Below are 15980 nucleotides of genomic sequence, written 5' to 3' on the forward strand. Positions count from 1 at the left end.
TGATAAAAAAGAATTTTTATAATGTTTTGAGTGTTGTTATGTCTGACGAATTGTTGATTAACGTCACGCCAATGGAATGCCGCGTTGCGTTAATTGAAAACGGCACAGTCAATGAACTGTTTGTCGAGCGCACGGCCAAGCGTGGTCTGGTTGGAAATATTTATAAAGGCAAAGTGGTCCGGGTTCTGCCTGGCATGCAAGCCGCTTTTGTCGATATTGGCCTGTCTAGAACTGCCTTTTTGCACATTAATGATATGGTCTGGCCGCGCAATCAGCCTACACCAAATGTGTTTGAGCTGCTGCAACCGGGACAAATTCTTACCGTTCAGGTTATGAAAGACATGTTGGGCACCAAAGGTGCGCGCCTTTCTACCGATCTTTCGATTCCTTCACGTTATCTGGTGCTGATGCCGTATGGCAATCATATCGGAGTATCCCAGCGGATTGAATCTGAAGATGAGCGCAACCGTTTACGTTCCATTATTGAGCATATTCAGGGTGAATATAAACTTCCGGGTTCAGTCATTGTACGCACGGCTGCCGAAGGGATTGAAGAGGCCGCTATTGCTCAGGATATGGCTTATCTGGCCAAGCTCTGGGAATATATTCAGCGTAAACAAAAAGTCATTGCAGTCCCTTCACTGATTTTTGAAGAACTCCCTTTACCTGAGCGGGTGATTCGTGATCTGGCAAATGAGAATACCGCCAAAATCTATATTGATTCACGTGAAATTCATAGCAAGTTGCAAGAGTTTGTCGAAGAATTCGTACCGAGCATGAAGGATCGTTTGCTGCATTATCCAGGTGAACGTCCGATTTTTGACTTGTACAATGTTGAAGAGGATTTGCAAAAGGCCTTGCAGACCCGTGTCGCACTCAAATCTGGTGGCTATCTAATGATTGATCAGACTGAGGCCATGACTACGATTGACATCAACACCGGTTCTTATGTCGGTGGCCGTTCCCTGGAAGATACCGTATTCAAAACCAATATGGAGGCTACCCAGGTCATTGCACGTCAACTGCGCTTGCGTAATCTGGGCGGAATTATCATTATTGATTTCATTGATATGCAAGAAGCCCAGCATCGTGAAGAGGTTATGAAGCAGTTTGAGCGTATGCTGGAACGGGATTATGCCAAGACCAAAATTACCCAGGTGTCTGAATTGGGTCTGGTGGAAATGACCCGAAAGCGTACCCGGGAATCTTTAGAACATTTATTGTGTGAAGCATGTCCAACCTGCCAAGGGCGAGGCTATGTCAAAACAGCAGAGTCAGTGTGTTACGAAATATTTAGGGAAATTCTGCGTTATGCACGGGCGTATGAGTCACAGAGTGGCTTTACTGTCGTTGCTCATCCTGCGGTGATTGATCGCTTGTTAACTGCAGAAGCACCAGCAGTCGCTGATCTTGAGCATTTTATTAATCGCGTGATTAAGTTCCAAGTGGAAAATTTATATACGCAAGAGCAATACGATATCATTCTGAGCTGAAATTGTAACAGAATATCGTTAAACACTTGTTACATCTGGAATTTTACAATTGGGTCGAGATTTACAATACTAGAAACATCAAATTAGCCAAAGCCATTTCTCCCCGTTCTAGGCTTAGCAAAAGGAGTATATGATGAGTATGAGTAAAGCGGTTGTAAATAAAAGCCTAAAACATGTACTAGAACCAAAAACTGTTCATGCTGGATATATTGTTGATGAGCGCGGTAATGAAGTTCAGATTACGGCTTCTATGATTCGTACGGTGTGCCATCAGTTATTAAAACAGTGTCGTACTATTAAGGGTTAATTCAGGTTTAACGATTTTATTCTCTGTATAAAAATAATTCACTTGGTGTAAATCAATAACTAAAGGGATCGATCAGATCCCTTTATTTGTCTTTGCAGGATTGGCAAAAGTGCTTAATGCCAAATTGTTGAGTTAACGTCTTTCTGTAGGGGATACAATTAAGCTACCGCTTGTAACTTCAGGGGGGATTAGCTCTCTATGAGTTGCTCAAAACGTTGAATTTCTTCTTCTAGATGAGTCAGCAGGTTTTGCATTTTCGGTAAGGCATTACGGCAGGCAGTGAGGCCGACTTCAAGTTTGTCCAGATAGCTGGTCATCGTGATATTCAGTGCCTGACCGTCCAATATAATCGAGGCAGGGTAGAGGGCTTCCAGACGCGCGCCATTCCAGTAAAGTGGCTCTTGTGGTCCTGGAACATTTGAAATGACCAGATTAAACGCCTGACGTTTAGGCATTAAACCCGATGCAATATTTAAACCGGCTGCACCATAAATAAATGCACTATAGTTTAAAATCTGATTGGCATTCATGCGTTTAAAACGTTCTTTGGCATTTAATACGCTGCGGCGTACAATGTCTAGACGCTCCAGTGGGTCATCTTTATGCGTACCGAGATTTGCCAGAATCATGGTAATCCGATTGGAAAGATCGGAGTCATCGCTGCGTACTGAAGCTGGTACCATGGCAATCAGAGGCTTTTTAGGTAGTGCATTCTGGCTGAGCAGATATTCACGTAAGGCGCCTGAGCAAATCGCCAGTACAATATCATTAATGGTCACCCCTAACGCTTTGGAAATGTGACGCAGGCGTGAAAATTCAAAAGATTGGGCGGCAAAACGGCGCGAGGAGCTGACCCGCTGGTTTAAAATAGAACAGGGAGCCTGAAAACTGGATACATAGTCGGGATTGCGTCCCATGTCTTTCATTATGGTCTGAGACAGCTCGTAAGCGACCCGTGGAGTACATTCAAGCTGCCCTTTAATAGTGCGCAGGATATTTTTTAGCCGGCTCACCTTCGGGGTCATTAAACGTTTAGCCCGTGGGCCCTGTACACACCAGGGAGGTACAATACTTTTTGCATCCGGATCGTGGGACAGTGATTTTTCGACTAGACGCATTCCGGCAATGCCATCTACCATGGCATGATGTATTTTGAAATACATGGCAAAACGGTTATCTTCAATGCCTTCAATAATGTGACAAGTCCATAAAGGCTTGGCCCGATCAATCAGTGCGCTATGCTCTTGGGAAATATAGCTGAGTAATTCACGAATACGTCCAGGTTTAGGCAGAGCGATATGCCGAAAATGATGCTCAAGATCAAATTCTTCGTCTTCGTCCCAAAATAGGCCGTTTAAGTAATTATTAAAAGGGGGAATCGGAGAAGATTTTGAATTACGAATATCGCTCACTAAGTCTTGAATAAAAGAGGCGGGTGCATGCTCAGGGATTTGAAACAGAAATAATCCGCCGACATGCATGGGTTGCTGGCGTTTTTCTAAAGTTAAAAAAATAAAATCAATTGGATGTAATGGACGCATAGCGTAGATTGCCTCACTGCATTTTCTTCAGCTGCTTTTGTGCAAGCAACCTTGTTAGAATTATTGGTATCGTAAGATAAAGTATAGCGATTTTGCCACATACATAAAAGGAGTACTTTTATGTAGCGGATAGGTTTACAAAAAAACCACCGACAAGGCGGTGGTTTTTACCAGATTATTTTTTTAAATTGTCGGCATGCAAACCGCATTCCTTATGAGTGGCTTCTTCCCACCACCAGCGACCTTCACGTTCATGCTGGTTTGGAAGTACAGGGCGGGTACATGGCTCACAGCCAATTGAAATAAAGCCTTTTTCATGTAGCAGATTATAAGGAATCTCCATCATACGGATATAACTCCATACATCGGCGCTTGACCAGTTCGCTAATGGATTATATTTGATCAGCTGTTTGCCGGGGCCAGAAAAGCCGGCATCCGCCTGTACCACTGGGATTTCCTGACGGGTGCCCGGACTCTGGTCTTTGCGCTGCCCGGTAATCCAGCCATCCAGCGTCGCCAGTTTTTTACGTAAAGGCTGAACCTTGCGAATCCCACAACATTCCTGATGACCATCTTGATAAAAACTAAACATACCCTTTGTTGTGGTCAGTTGTTGAACGGCTTCAGTTTCCGGAAAGCAGATTTCAATATCAATATGATAGTGTTTGCGAACCTGCTCAATAAACTGGTACGTTTCGGCATGCAGGCGGCCGGTATCGAGACTAAATACCCGGAACGGCTTGCCCAGATGTGAGGCCATATCAATCAGAACTACATCTTCTGCACCTGAAAAGGAAATCGCAATCTCGCCAGATTGATTTAGCGCAAGCGCCAAAATTTCACTCGGTGATTTATCTGCATATTCGGATGCCAGCGCATCCACCATATCAATAGTCGGGATTTTAGTCATAAGAGTCCTGGCAACATAGGCCTGGAAGTGACGCGGCCTATCAACTAATTTAATTTACAGGCATTTTAATAGACTTCACTTAAAGGACTTAGCACTAAAAAATAAATACTTATGAGGAAAATAGATTTTAAAAAGAGCAGTGCAAAATTTATTTCTTCAGCTATCATAAGACTGATTTTTTTAATACCGTTCAAAGGGGATAGTCATGGAAGTCGTATGTCTAGATTTAGAAGGCGTTCTGGTTCCAGAAATTTGGATTAACTTTGCAAAAAAAACCGGCATCAAGGAGCTTGAAGCAACGACACGCGATATTCCTGACTATGATGTACTGATGACTCAGCGTCTGAATATTCTTAAACAGCATGGTTTAGGTCTGGATGATATTCAGGCCGTGATTGCGGAGATGGGACCTTTTGAAGGGGCAAAAGAATTTGTAGAGTGGGTAAGTACACATTTCCAGCTGATTATTTTGTCAGATACCTTCTATGAATTTGCCCATCCTTTAATGAAGCAATTGGGCTGGCCAACTATTTTCTGTCATAAACTGGAAACAGATGGTAATGGCATGATCACAGACTATAAATTACGTCAGCCGGACCAAAAGCGTCAGGCTGTAAAAGCTCTGCATGGCCTGAACTTCCGTGTGATTGCAGCAGGTGATTCCTATAATGATACTACTATGCTAGGTGAAGCAGATCATGGTTTTCTGTTTGATGCACCTGAAAATGTGATTGCTGAGTTTCCACAGTTTCCGCCAATCAATGGTTATGATGCATTAAAAGAAGCGATTCGTAATGCGTCGGTACGTGATATTCCAGCTTAATTTTTTAGGTTAACAAGAAAGGGCGCTCATGGCGCCCTTTCTTGTTTAATCCTGATTTTTGTGATGTAAATTAGAAGCGATAACCAATTTTCATGCTGTAGCCGATTGCATCATTGTCTTCAAAATTAGCTGCATAGTTGTCTGTGCCAAAGTCTGATGCAACTTGTGATTTAGCATCCCCTAACCAGAAGTATTTAACTCCAGCTTGAATAAATGTTTGGGGAGTTGGGCTAAATTGACCACCCAAACCTAGGCTCCAATAGCCTTCAGTTGGTCCTAAAGTGGAGACAGGATTACCTGCGCCAGAGTCCCAACCCACCATCACTGTACCTGCCCATTGATCATTGAATTTACGGCCTACCCCCACGTTTGCAGAAATTTGATCTTTTTCATAAGCGATTAAGTCAAATCCACGTGGAGTACCAGCTACTGCTTGAGTTAACTGAGAGGATAATTGACCAAACTTGTAGGGACGAATTGCAAAACTCGACCAATCTACCCAACGTACTTGTGCAAAAGCAACAGTATTTTCCATGATGCCGGATTGAAGGTCTAAGTTTACAGACTGGGGGGTTGTAATTTGGGTATTGCCAGAGCTTGCATTGATGGCATTAATATTACTAGCCTGTAGTGGAGGGAAGCGACCAGATACTAAAGTATTGGTGACATAGCCTAAAGTTTCGTCGATATTAATGTCATGATCAATTTCAGAACGGTAAGTTACAGAAGCTTTAAGTGCAATTTCTGGAATTTGGAATGCTGCGCCTGCTAACCAGCCTACAGCAGAATCTTCACCAACACTTGCATCATAACCTTTAAATGGTGTTTTATCTGGACCAGTTGCGAGACCTGAACACATAACTGGGCAAAGCGCGCTGCCGTATGGGCCATATGCTGCACCACGTAGTTTAATATTACCTTTAACGGTTTGGTACACTGGGCCTGCGTAGATATTCCAATTCTCATTAGGTTGGAATCCAAAAATCATTGATAAGTTTTGAGTGCTTACATCAACTTCAGTACCTTCACCGCCCGCAAAGAAAGCGCCTGACTCTTTTAGTGCTGATTGGCCTGTACCGATGTCAGAATAGTTGGCATCAGTAGTTGAATATTTAGCCTTTGCGCCAAAAGGCTGATCATAGATTAAGCCGAAAGAAAAATGATCAGTTAATTGAACTTTAAGCGCTGCATTATAAAACTGGTAGCTTTCAGCCATATCTGATAATTCAGTACCCCCTAAACCTTTGCCTTGAATAAGGGAGTTTGGCGGCATCCAACCTTCACGCATCTGACCTGATACATCTGCATCTAGTACAGAAACCCCTGCTTCAAAGTAGTTGCCTGGCTGAAGAAAGGCACTAATAGACTGGCCAGAACGGTCCAAGGCGGCTGCAAAAACTCCTGAGGTTGAGATGCAGCTTAATAGAATGGCACTGGTTAAAGTTTTTAACTTCATTTTTCTACTTTCCTAGTATAAAAAACGCTTCAATGCGTTAATAACAATATAAGATATGTAATTTATTTTTTAATCATATCTATGTGCAAAACATAGCATAAAGAAAAAAAGAGTAAAGGCTCTAATTTGAATTTTTAATAAAATAAAGATGTTGCAAAATAAAGCTAAATAAAGTAAGAATTCTAATTATGTGCATATTTTTATTCATAAAATTGTTCTTTTGTGTTTGATCTATATTGCTTTGGCTTATAGCTAGCAGGAATTTTAAAGAACTAATAGCAAATAATTTAGATGAGTCATGCAATAATGAATGTGTAAATTTTAATGGATTAAGGGTATAAAAAAAGAGCTTCTAATGAAGCTCTTTTTAAAAGGGAGTTGGCTGGTATTTATACCTTGGGATTAGAAGCTGTAACCCATATTTAAACCATAAGCAATTGCATGGTTGTCTGAGAATATGCCTGCTGGTGTATGCGCTCCCGTTACAGCATCAGCATCGCCTAACCAGAAATATTTTACGCCAGCGCCAATAAAGTAATTTGTAGCAGGGGAGAAGCGTACGCCAGTGCCGACATTCCAATAGCCGTCAGTTGGACCTAAGGTGGTCACAGGATTACCGGCGCCAGAATCCCAGCCTACCGATACATTTGCAGCCCAATGATCTGTAAACTTACGGCCCACACCTACTGTTGCTGAGATCTGATCCTCTTTATAGTCAATCAGGTTAAACCCATTTGGTTTGTTAGGAACAAGGTTGTTTTGTCCTAAATACTGAGATAATTTACCAAATTGATAAGGCTGCACTTTAAACTTCGACCAATCGACCCAGCGTAAATTTGCAAAAGCTACAGTATTAGTCATGATTCCTGTTTGGAAATCGATATTAAGAGATTGAGGGGTGGTAAGTTTAGTTTCCGAATTAGTACGAGTAATCATAGAAATTACAGGGTTTAGCGGATTGTCTTGAATAGCCGTAGAGCCAAAATTCTCAGAAGCATTCATTTTATGCTCGATTTCAGCACGGTAAGTTACCGATGCTTTAAGTGCTATTTCCGGAATTTGATAGGCAACACCTGCTAACCAACCTACAGATTCATCCTCGCCTGTTCTAAAATCATATCCATTAAATGCTGAATAAGTTTCACCACGTAAAAGAACAGTACCATCTACTGTTTGATATACAGCACCTGCATAGAGATTCCAGTTTTCGTTCGGTTGATATCCAAAAAGTAAATTTAAGTTTTGAGTATCGACAGTAACAGATGTGCCGCCTTGAAATGGAACTGGCGGGTTTTCTACAAATCTGTTGTTACCAGAATATTCTGCATCCGCACCGAAAGGTTGATCATAAATAAGACCAACAGAGAAATGATCTGTGGCTTGAATTTTTAGAGCAGCGTTAGGGAAGTAGTAGTCACCTGCCATGTCACCTGTTTTGTTGCCATTTGTATCCTTTCCTTTTACTTCAGGGTCAAGGATTGAAATACCTGCTTCTGCATAATTACCCGGCTGTAAAAATGCAGAAATGGACTGACCTGAACGATCTAAACCGGCAGCGAATACAACAGAAGTAGGGAGTGTGGACAGGAGAATCGCGATAGAAATTGGCTTAAGCTTCATGGCTCATCCTTGACAGAGTTACATTAAAATTATTAAAAGTTGTGGAAAAGTAACACAATTTTAAAAAGAGTAAATACTCAGCTTTGTCGAAGAAGTGAACTATAGCGGTTAAGGAAAATGCTTGTCTAGAGTATTTATACTAGATTTTTTTGCTTAAATATATGAAAAATATAAATTTAATATAGGGTCGATCAAAGGCAGAATAATGTAAAAGTACTAATTTTTTATGAGTTTTAATTGTAGTAAAAACCAGCAACTGAGATAGAGATGTAGGCAATCAAGCTTAACCAATAAAAGACCATTCGAAAATGGTCTTTTATTATGTTGTCTAGATTACATTAGAAGCGATAGCCTATTTTTAAACCGTAGCCCCAAGCATCGTTATCTTCAAACTCGGCAATTGCATTATTTGTTCCAAACATAGAAGCAGGTTGAGCATCTGCATCGCCTAACATGAAGTATTTAACACCACCAGCGATAAAATAATTTGGAGCTGGAGAATATTGCAGACCTAAACCAACGTTCCAATAACCCTCAGTTGGACCAAGCGTTGAAACTGGGTTACCTGCACCAGAATCCCAGCCAACTGAGGCATTACCGGCCCATTGTTCATTGAATTTACGACCTACACCTACAGTCGCTGACCATTGGTCATCTGTATAAGCAACTAAGTCAAAGCCATTAGGATTATCAGGAGTTTGTCCGGCAGCACCTAAAATACGGCCTACTTGATCAAATTTTTCTGGACGGATAGAAAAGTCTTCCCAATTGACCCAGCGTATGTTTGCAAAAGCCACTGTATCTGCCATGATCCCAGTTTGGAAATCCAGATTCACAGATTGCGGAGTTGTAATTTTGGTCGTTGTATTAACATCATATAAAGCAGCTGCTGGATTTTGTGTTACAACAGCAAGGATATTACTTTGACCATATTCACGTGTCGCAGCTTCATGATCAATCTCTGAGCGATAGGTTAGAGATGCCTTTAACGCAATTTCTGGAATTTGGTAGGCGACACCCGCTAACCAGCCAACAGCAGAATCTTCTTTCATGGTTGCGTTATATTTACCTAAACCGTTAGCAGAACCATAAGCAGCTCCACGAAGTTGTACGTCACCTTCCACAGTTTGATAAATGGCGCCACCATAAATATTGATATTTTCAATTGGCTGGAAACCTAGAATGAAAGATAAACTTTGTGTAGTTACATCTACTTCAGTGCTTTCGCCATTAAGATGGAATAATCCAGTACCTGCTGCAACTAACGGATCAGAGTTCGAATAAGCCGCATCTGCCCCAAATGGCTGGTCATATAAAATACCTACAGAGAACTTTTCGGTTGGCTGGAATTTAAGGGCAGCACTTGGAAAATAGTAATCCCCTGCCATATCAGATAATGTTCCGCCCCCAGAAGCTGCTTTTGCTTTACCAGAAACATTTGGGTCTAGAACTGAAATTCCTGCCTCAAAGTAATTCCCTGGTTGCAGGAAGGCTGCAATAGATTGACCTGAACGATCTAGGGCTGCTGCAAATGCCCCAGTCATTGGTACAGTCGCGAGAATCATTGCAGTCGTTAATGTTTTTAATTTCATTTATGTCTTTCCTTGAGGTACAAATTTATAGCTAGCGTTGTTGTTTGCACTTGTTGAATTTGTGGAGACTTTAGGGGGATGAACCGCAATCATTTGTTACTCCATGTGACAAAAATAGCACAATTAAAATAAGAGTAAATGCTCTAGAAAAAACTAATTGGTTCAAAAAAGCATCAAAATAGAGTTTTTACACCAAAATATAAGAGTTGGTTAGGTTAAGTTATTGATAGTAAAAGGCATAAAATAATGAGAAGAAAATGTTTTTTTGTTTAAAAAATATTCTAAAAGGATGCAATTTCATGTTTTTTTATGCGGAATAAATCACATTTTTATTCTTGGTGCGCCCTGCGGGACTCGAACCCACGCCGGTCGCTTAGGAGGCAACTGCTCTATCCAGTTAAGCTAAGGGCGCAAACAGAAGTTTATTTTACTGCAAAATGCATAAAAAAAGTTACTGCCGGAGCAGTAACTTTTTAAATATACAAAATAAATCAGCGTATCAAGTATTTTTTGGCTTAAGCAATTTAAAAACACACAGCATGGTAATGATCCAGATTGGAATCATCAGTACAGATTCCTTGAAGCCCTGTGTCCACATGATATACAAGATCATAGCAATAAAGCTTAAGACCAAGATATTGCCTGCAGGTGACCAAAGTGCAGGGAAACTGGTTTTTTGTCCTGATTTCTTCATGCTCTGTAAAAACTTGAGATGGGTGAGGGAAATCATGGCCCAGTTTAAGACCAGCGCACCGACCACAATATAAATCAGATGGCTTAGTGCATTTTCAGGAACAAGGTAATTAAGCAAGACACAACCGAAGATCAGTAGCGCAGAGAAAAGCACTGCAGGAACCGGCACTCCCTGTTTATTGACTGTTTTGAACACTTTAGGGGCATTCCCTTGATGTGCCAGGCCGTACAGCATACGGCTATTTGCATACATTCCACTGTTATAGACAGAAAGCGCAGCAGTCAAAATAATAAAGTTAAGCAGATGAGCAGCCCAGCCAATACCAAGCTGGCTAAAAATCATGACGAATGGACTTTTATCCAGACCACCAAGTTCAAGCTGGTTCCAAGGTACCAGAGACAAGAGAATGGTCAAAGCACCCACATAGAAGATCAGAATACGGAAAACCACCTGATTAATCGCTTTAGGAATGGTTTTTTCCGGATCATCAGCTTCTGCTGCTGCCATACCAATCAGCTCAATCCCGCCAAAAGCGAACATCAGAAATGCAAGCATATAGAACAAGCCTTCAAAGCCGTTCGGGAAGAAGCCGCCTGCCGTCCAAAGGTTACTAAAAGACGCTGTTGAGGAGGCATCTGCTGTTAAAATCAGATAGAGGCCAAAGACAATCATCGAAACGACCGCAGTCACTTTAATAATTGACAGCCAGAATTCTGATTCACCATAGAATTTTACATTGCCGAGGTTAACCAGAGTAATCACAATAAAGAAAAACAAAACCGATGCCCAGGCAGGGATATGTGGCCACCAGTAGTTAATATATTTTGCGACAGCAGTCAGTTCGGTCATGGCAACCAGGATATACAAAATCCAGTAGTTCCAGCCTGCAAGAAAACCCGGGAATTTCCCCCAATATGTATAAGCAAAATGGCTAAATGAACCGGCAACCGGTTCATGAACAATCATTTCACCTAATTGGCGCATGATTAAGAATGCGATTAATCCACCAATGGCATAGCCTAAAATAATAGAAGGGCCAGCTGATTGGATCACCTGTGCGGAACCTAAGAATAAGCCTGTGCCAATTGCACCGCCCATGGCGATCAACTGAATATGACGGTTCTTTAAGCCACGCTGAAGTTGTGAAGACTCGTTATTCAAAGTTTTCAGCCCGACAATGGAAAATAATAAGTCGCTGATTGTAATAGATCAAAGATAAGAAGCCTAGTGCATCATAAAAATCAATGATGGCTATAAAAACAATAATGATTATTTATGGTGGTAAATTAAATATAATATCAATTAATCAAAGGCTTATTTTTATTGACACGATAATTGACGGATTTTTACTTTTTGCCGGCGAATAGGCTACAAACCAGATGTGACGTCTGAGTAATGGGATAAAAACTCAGATATACTGGAATATTCGGATTTTTAATTTGTAATTTGAAAGTTTTCAATGTCCTCATATCTGTAACTTTTCAAGAAAAAAAGACAGAATTTATTCTGCTTGAAATAGTAAAAATGAATCCGCCCGCAAGTACAGAAACTTATTTTTAGGCCACTTGAGTCGATTTAAAGGACGATAAACGAAAATAGAGGAAGGGAATAGCGCTGTTTTCTTGATTGTACTTGTGCCTTGAATCTGTCGTATAGACAGAAGATCAACACGCACTCATTAAAAAAGAGGCCATAGTGCCTCTCAATTTTTTAGTTTCTATTCATCCGGATAAGCGACTCTCTTTAAGGCTTTAATATCGGCATCGGGCGAGCAGAGTGAAATAAACTCATAACCATACCCCCGCAACAGATGACCTTTACGAACTGCGATCCAGGTGGTATTTAAGCCAAAAATCTCAGTTTTAATCTGTTTTAGGCGATAATCACGTTCTGAATCATAAGCCACATCATTGACGATTCCCACGCCCATATTCAGCTCCACATAGGTCTTGATCACGTCGGCATCAAGTGCAGACATTACAATATTGACATCAACACCTGCATCTTCAAACGCTTTGTCAATTTTAGAACGGCCAGTAAAACCACCATGATAGGTAATAATCGGGTAGCTGGCTAAGTCCTCAATCTGAATATGCTCTATAGCTGTTAATGGGTGATTTTGCGGGGTAATAATGCTGTGCTGCCAGGTATAGTAAGGAACGCTCACCAGATTGTCTTCAGTTGTAAGCGCTTCGGTGGCAATCCCGATGTCAGCCTCACCTTGCAGCAGCATTTCAGTAATTTCGACTGGACTGGCTTGCTGTAGAATCAGATGGACTTTAGGAAACTCTTTTTTAAACTGGTTTACGATGGGCGGCAAAATATAACGTGCCTGCGTATGGGTCGTGGCAATCGTCAGTGTGCCTTCATCGACTTTGTTAAAGTCATCCGCCAGACGTTTGATATTGTCCGCATCGACTAGCATACGTTCGACAATGCCCAATAGAGCCTGACCCGGTTCAGTCAGACCAAGTAAGCGTTTGCCTTTGCGAATAAAAAGCTGTACCCCCAGCTCATCTTCCAGATCTTTAATGTGTTTGCTTACTCCAGATTGTGAAGTATAAAGTGCTGCTGAAGCTTCAGTTAAATTAAATTTCTGTCTAACCGTTTCCCGGATAATTCTTAATTGTTGGAAATTCATGATGATATACTCTATAAGAGGATGGGGCATATTATCGCCCCACCTTTGGTCTTAAGCGACCTGATTTTCAAACAAATGCAGATTTAATGCACTTAACCAAACGGTCTGATTTGGTCTGAACTGATGTGCTCTGGCTTCTTCTGGGGTCAAAGAAATTTCAATCAGGTTGTCTTGACGATCAGTGAGCTCAGCAATTACTTTGCCAGCAATCCAGACCTCACGCAAGAAAGTCGCCTGAATGGCATTGTCCTGCGGCTGCGCATGTATACGCAGTTCATCGGGACGTGCAAAAACAATGACATTGCCTTGGGCTGACTGTTTGGCGGCATCAAACTGGATGCGGTCCTCACCCAGTTGTAAAATACCGCCATGATTTTGTCCTTCAAAGCGGTTGGCCTGTCCCAGAAAGTCAAATACAAAGGGTGTGGCTGGAGTTTCATAGACTTCACGCGGTGAACCAATTTGCTCGACATTACCTTTGTTCATTACAATAATTTGGTCTGCTACCTCAAGCGCTTCTTCCTGGTCATGAGTCACGAAAATAGAGGTGATATGCAGTTCATCATGCAGGGTGCGTAGCCAGCGGCGCAGTTCTTTACGCACTTTGGCATCCAGCGCACCAAAGGGTTCATCCAGTAACAGGACACGTGGCTCAACTGCTAAAGCACGCGCCAAAGCAATACGTTGACGTTGGCCGCCAGAGAGCTGTGCCGGATAACGGTCAGCCAGAAAACCTAACTGAACCAGATCCAGCAAACGGGTGACACGTTTTTTAATTTCTGCTTCGGAAGGGCGAGTGGAACGTGGACGTACACGCAGACCGAAAGCGACGTTGTCAAAAACCGTCATATGGCGGAATAGGGCATAGTGTTGAAATACAAAGCCCACTTCACGTTCACGCACATGTACCCGGGTTGCATCCTGGCCTTCTAAAATAACCTGACCGCCATCGGCTGATTCCAGACCGGCAATAATCCGCAGCAGGGTGGTTTTACCACAGCCCGATGGACCCAGGAGTGCAACGAGCTGACCATCTGGAAAATCGAGGGAGATATTTTTCAGTGCATGAAATGCACCAAAGTGTTTTTCAATATTTTTAACTTGAATACTCATGTGGGCATTCCTTAAGAAACTGTTGAATCTTCATTACGTTTGCTTTGTCGTTCCTGACGCAGCTCCACCCAGGTTTTTAAAATCAGGGTGATAATCGCGAGGAAAGCCAGCAGTGAGGACACAGCAAACGCAGCACTAAAGGTATATTCGTTATAGAGAATTTCGACATGCAGTGGCAAGGTATTGGTTTCACCGCGAATATGACCGGAGACGACCGATACGGCACCAAACTCACCCATTGCACGGGCATTACACAGAATCACGCCGTAGATCAGCCCCCATTTGATATTAGGCAGGGTGACTTTCCAGAAAGTCTGCCAGCCCGATGCACCCAGTACAATCGCTGCTTCTTCTTCTTCAGTTCCTTGTGCTTCCATTAGCGGAATCAGCTCACGTGCCACAAAAGGTACAGTAATAAAGATTGTGGCCAAGACAATGGCAGGTACTGCATATAAAACTTTAATGTCATGATCCATCAACCAGCCGCCGAACCAGCCTTGACTGCCAAAAATTAGGACCAGCATCAAACCTGCAATCACCGGCGATACAGAGAACGGCATGTCAATGATGGTGGTTAATATCGATTTGCCACGGAAGTTAAATTTCGCCACAGTCCAGGCTGCCGCTACACCAAATACCACATTCATAGGTACTGCAATTGCGGCAGTCAGTAAGGTCAGCTTCACGGCAGACAGGGTATCTGGATGTACCAAAGCTTGAGCATACACCCCGACCCCTTGTTTAAATGCTTCTACAAAGACTAAAACCAGAGGCAGAATCAGGCAGCTCAGGAAGAAAATCATGGCAATCGTGATCAGGGTATAGCGCACCCAGGTCGGCTCTCGAGTCGCATCGCGTGATTGTAGTTTTTCAGCCAGCGCATTGCTGTTGGTATTTAAACTCATCGCGCAGTTCTCCCGGTACGACGGCTGGCCCAGGCTTGGACTAAGTTAATCAGGAACAAGATTACAAAAGACAATACCAGCATGACCACCGCAATGGTGGTGGCACCGGCATAATCATATTCTTCCAGACGGGAGATGATCATTAAGGGCGCAATTTCCGTTTCAAAAGGCTGGTTACCCGCAATAAAAATGACCGAACCATATTCCCCGACACCGCGAGCAAATGCTAAGGCAAAACCGGTAATTAACGCTGGCAATAAAATCGGGAAGATGATTTTAGTAACAATCTGCAAACGGTTGGCACCCAGCGCAGATGCTGCTTCTTCCAGCTCGGTTTCCAGATCGCTCAGAACCGGCTGAACCGTACGCACCACAAAAGGCAAACCGATAAAGATTAAAGCCAGGGTAATACCAATTGGTGTATAGGCCACCTGAATTCCAAGTGGCTCAAGGTACTGGCCAATCCAGCCGGTCGGTGCATATAAAGAAGTTAGGGCAATACCCGCCACTGCAGTGGGCAGGGCAAAAGGTAAATCGACCAGAGCATCTATAATGCGTTTACCCGGGAAGCTGTAACGTACCAGACACCATGCCAGTAACAGGCCGAAAACCACATTGACCAGTGCTGCAATAATGGCGGCACTAAAGCTTAGCTGTAATGATTTTAAAATACGTTCAGAGCTCAGGATTTCCCATAAGCCATCCCAGCCAATGCCCAGTGATTTAATAAAAACGGCAGAAAGCGGAATCAGAACGATTAATGATAAATACGCTAGGGTAAAGCCTAGAGAAAGACCAAATCCTGGCAGCACTCGGGATCGCTGCGACATGATTACTCCTCAAAAGAGAGAATGCTGGTGGAAGCTGACCAGCGAAAATTAGAAA

13 protein-coding genes and 1 tRNA gene are annotated in these 15980 nt (G+C 42.5%); 3 read left to right on the top strand and 11 right to left on the bottom strand.

From position 1 onward, the window contains the following. The first annotated feature begins 38 nt into the window (after positions 1-38). Both rng and NI461_RS04570 read left to right on the top strand, forming a co-directional pair. Positions 39-1493 (top strand): ribonuclease G, encoded by a 1455-nt coding sequence (rng, locus tag NI461_RS04565; RefSeq protein ID WP_151203036.1) that lies wholly within the window; start codon positions 39-41, stop codon positions 1491-1493. Between the two features lie 133 nt (positions 1494-1626). Next, the gene (locus NI461_RS04570) at positions 1627-1800 is read left to right on the top strand and encodes a PA1571 family protein (protein WP_162850565.1); all 174 of its coding nucleotides are present in this window, start codon (positions 1627-1629) and stop codon (positions 1798-1800) included. Between the two features lie 188 nt (positions 1801-1988). Here NI461_RS04570 and NI461_RS04575 read toward each other — a convergent pair whose 3' ends face one another. Beyond that, a complete protein-coding gene (locus NI461_RS04575) occupies positions 1989-3341 on the bottom strand; it encodes a wax ester/triacylglycerol synthase family O-acyltransferase (RefSeq protein ID WP_151206470.1) in 1353 nt (450 codons plus the stop codon). A 175-nt stretch (positions 3342-3516) separates the two neighbouring features. Continuing rightward, positions 3517-4251, bottom strand: coding sequence for a phosphoadenylyl-sulfate reductase (locus NI461_RS04580; RefSeq protein ID WP_151203034.1), 735 nt, complete (start codon positions 4249-4251; stop codon positions 3517-3519). Between the two features lie 205 nt (positions 4252-4456). Here NI461_RS04580 and thrH point away from each other — a divergent pair, with 205 nt between their 5' ends. After that, on the top strand, positions 4457-5074 hold the full coding sequence (gene thrH, locus NI461_RS04585; protein WP_151203033.1) for a bifunctional phosphoserine phosphatase/homoserine phosphotransferase ThrH: 618 nt from the start codon (positions 4457-4459) through the stop codon (positions 5072-5074). Positions 5075-5144: 70 nt separating this feature from the next. On the opposite strand, the gene NI461_RS04590 is transcribed toward thrH, so the two are convergent. From NI461_RS04590 to cysT, 9 genes are all read right to left on the bottom strand, one after another. Further along, on the bottom strand, positions 5145-6530 hold the full coding sequence (locus NI461_RS04590) for an OmpP1/FadL family transporter (RefSeq protein ID WP_253151061.1): 1386 nt from the start codon (positions 6528-6530) through the stop codon (positions 5145-5147). Positions 6531-6932: 402 nt separating this feature from the next. Beyond that, positions 6933-8150 (bottom strand): OmpP1/FadL family transporter, encoded by a 1218-nt coding sequence (locus tag NI461_RS04595; RefSeq protein WP_253151063.1) that lies wholly within the window; start codon positions 8148-8150, stop codon positions 6933-6935. Between the two features lie 338 nt (positions 8151-8488). Next, positions 8489-9742 carry an OmpP1/FadL family transporter gene (locus NI461_RS04600; protein WP_253156670.1) on the bottom strand — a complete coding sequence of 418 codons (1254 nt, stop codon included), beginning with the start codon at positions 9740-9742 and terminating at the stop codon, positions 8489-8491. Between the two features lie 336 nt (positions 9743-10078). Beyond that, positions 10079-10154 (bottom strand) — tRNA-Arg (locus NI461_RS04605). An 87-nt stretch (positions 10155-10241) separates the two neighbouring features. Next, entirely contained in the window at positions 10242-11597 is a 1356-nt protein-coding gene (locus tag NI461_RS04610; protein WP_174659487.1) for an amino acid permease, read from the bottom strand. A gap of 556 nt (positions 11598-12153) precedes the next feature. After that, entirely contained in the window at positions 12154-13077 is a 924-nt protein-coding gene (locus NI461_RS04615; protein WP_151203028.1) for a CysB family HTH-type transcriptional regulator, read from the bottom strand. Positions 13078-13128: 51 nt separating this feature from the next. Then, positions 13129-14190 (bottom strand): sulfate/molybdate ABC transporter ATP-binding protein, encoded by a 1062-nt coding sequence (locus NI461_RS04620; RefSeq protein WP_151203027.1) that lies wholly within the window; start codon positions 14188-14190, stop codon positions 13129-13131. Between the two features lie 11 nt (positions 14191-14201). After that, the gene (cysW, locus tag NI461_RS04625; protein ID WP_151206460.1) at positions 14202-15095 is read right to left on the bottom strand and encodes a sulfate ABC transporter permease subunit CysW; all 894 of its coding nucleotides are present in this window, start codon (positions 15093-15095) and stop codon (positions 14202-14204) included. Further along, a complete protein-coding gene (cysT, locus tag NI461_RS04630) occupies positions 15092-15925 on the bottom strand; it encodes a sulfate ABC transporter permease subunit CysT (RefSeq protein ID WP_151203025.1) in 834 nt (277 codons plus the stop codon). The genes cysW and cysT overlap by 4 nt, the downstream gene beginning before the upstream one ends. Positions 15926-15980: the final 55 nt, after the last annotated feature.

This window comes from Acinetobacter sp. S4400-12, from assembly GCF_024129495.1.
In the GTDB taxonomy this organism is placed as follows: Bacteria; Pseudomonadota; Gammaproteobacteria; order Pseudomonadales; family Moraxellaceae; genus Acinetobacter; species Acinetobacter lwoffii_C.

Excerpts from the sequence above, each read along its gene's own strand:
- rng (WP_151203036.1), top strand. The coding sequence starts at position 39 with ATGTCTGACGAATTGTTGATTAACGTCACGCCAATGGAATGCCGCGTT.
- NI461_RS04570 (WP_162850565.1), top strand. The coding sequence starts at position 1,627 with ATGAGTATGAGTAAAGCGGTTGTAAATAAAAGCCTAAAACATGTACTA.
- NI461_RS04575 (WP_151206470.1), bottom strand. The coding sequence starts at position 3,341 with ATGCGTCCATTACATCCAATTGATTTTATTTTTTTAACTTTAGAAAAA.
- NI461_RS04580 (WP_151203034.1), bottom strand. The coding sequence starts at position 4,251 with ATGACTAAAATCCCGACTATTGATATGGTGGATGCGCTGGCATCCGAA.
- thrH (WP_151203033.1), top strand. The coding sequence starts at position 4,457 with ATGGAAGTCGTATGTCTAGATTTAGAAGGCGTTCTGGTTCCAGAAATT.
- NI461_RS04590 (WP_253151061.1), bottom strand. The coding sequence starts at position 6,530 with ATGAAGTTAAAAACTTTAACCAGTGCCATTCTATTAAGCTGCATCTCA.
- NI461_RS04595 (WP_253151063.1), bottom strand. The coding sequence starts at position 8,150 with ATGAAGCTTAAGCCAATTTCTATCGCGATTCTCCTGTCCACACTCCCT.
- NI461_RS04600 (WP_253156670.1), bottom strand. The coding sequence starts at position 9,742 with ATGAAATTAAAAACATTAACGACTGCAATGATTCTCGCGACTGTACCA.
- NI461_RS04615 (WP_151203028.1), bottom strand. The coding sequence starts at position 13,077 with ATGAATTTCCAACAATTAAGAATTATCCGGGAAACGGTTAGACAGAAA.
- NI461_RS04620 (WP_151203027.1), bottom strand. The coding sequence starts at position 14,190 with ATGAGTATTCAAGTTAAAAATATTGAAAAACACTTTGGTGCATTTCAT.
- cysW (WP_151206460.1), bottom strand. The coding sequence starts at position 15,095 with ATGAGTTTAAATACCAACAGCAATGCGCTGGCTGAAAAACTACAATCA.
- cysT (WP_151203025.1), bottom strand. The coding sequence starts at position 15,925 with ATGTCGCAGCGATCCCGAGTGCTGCCAGGATTTGGTCTTTCTCTAGGC.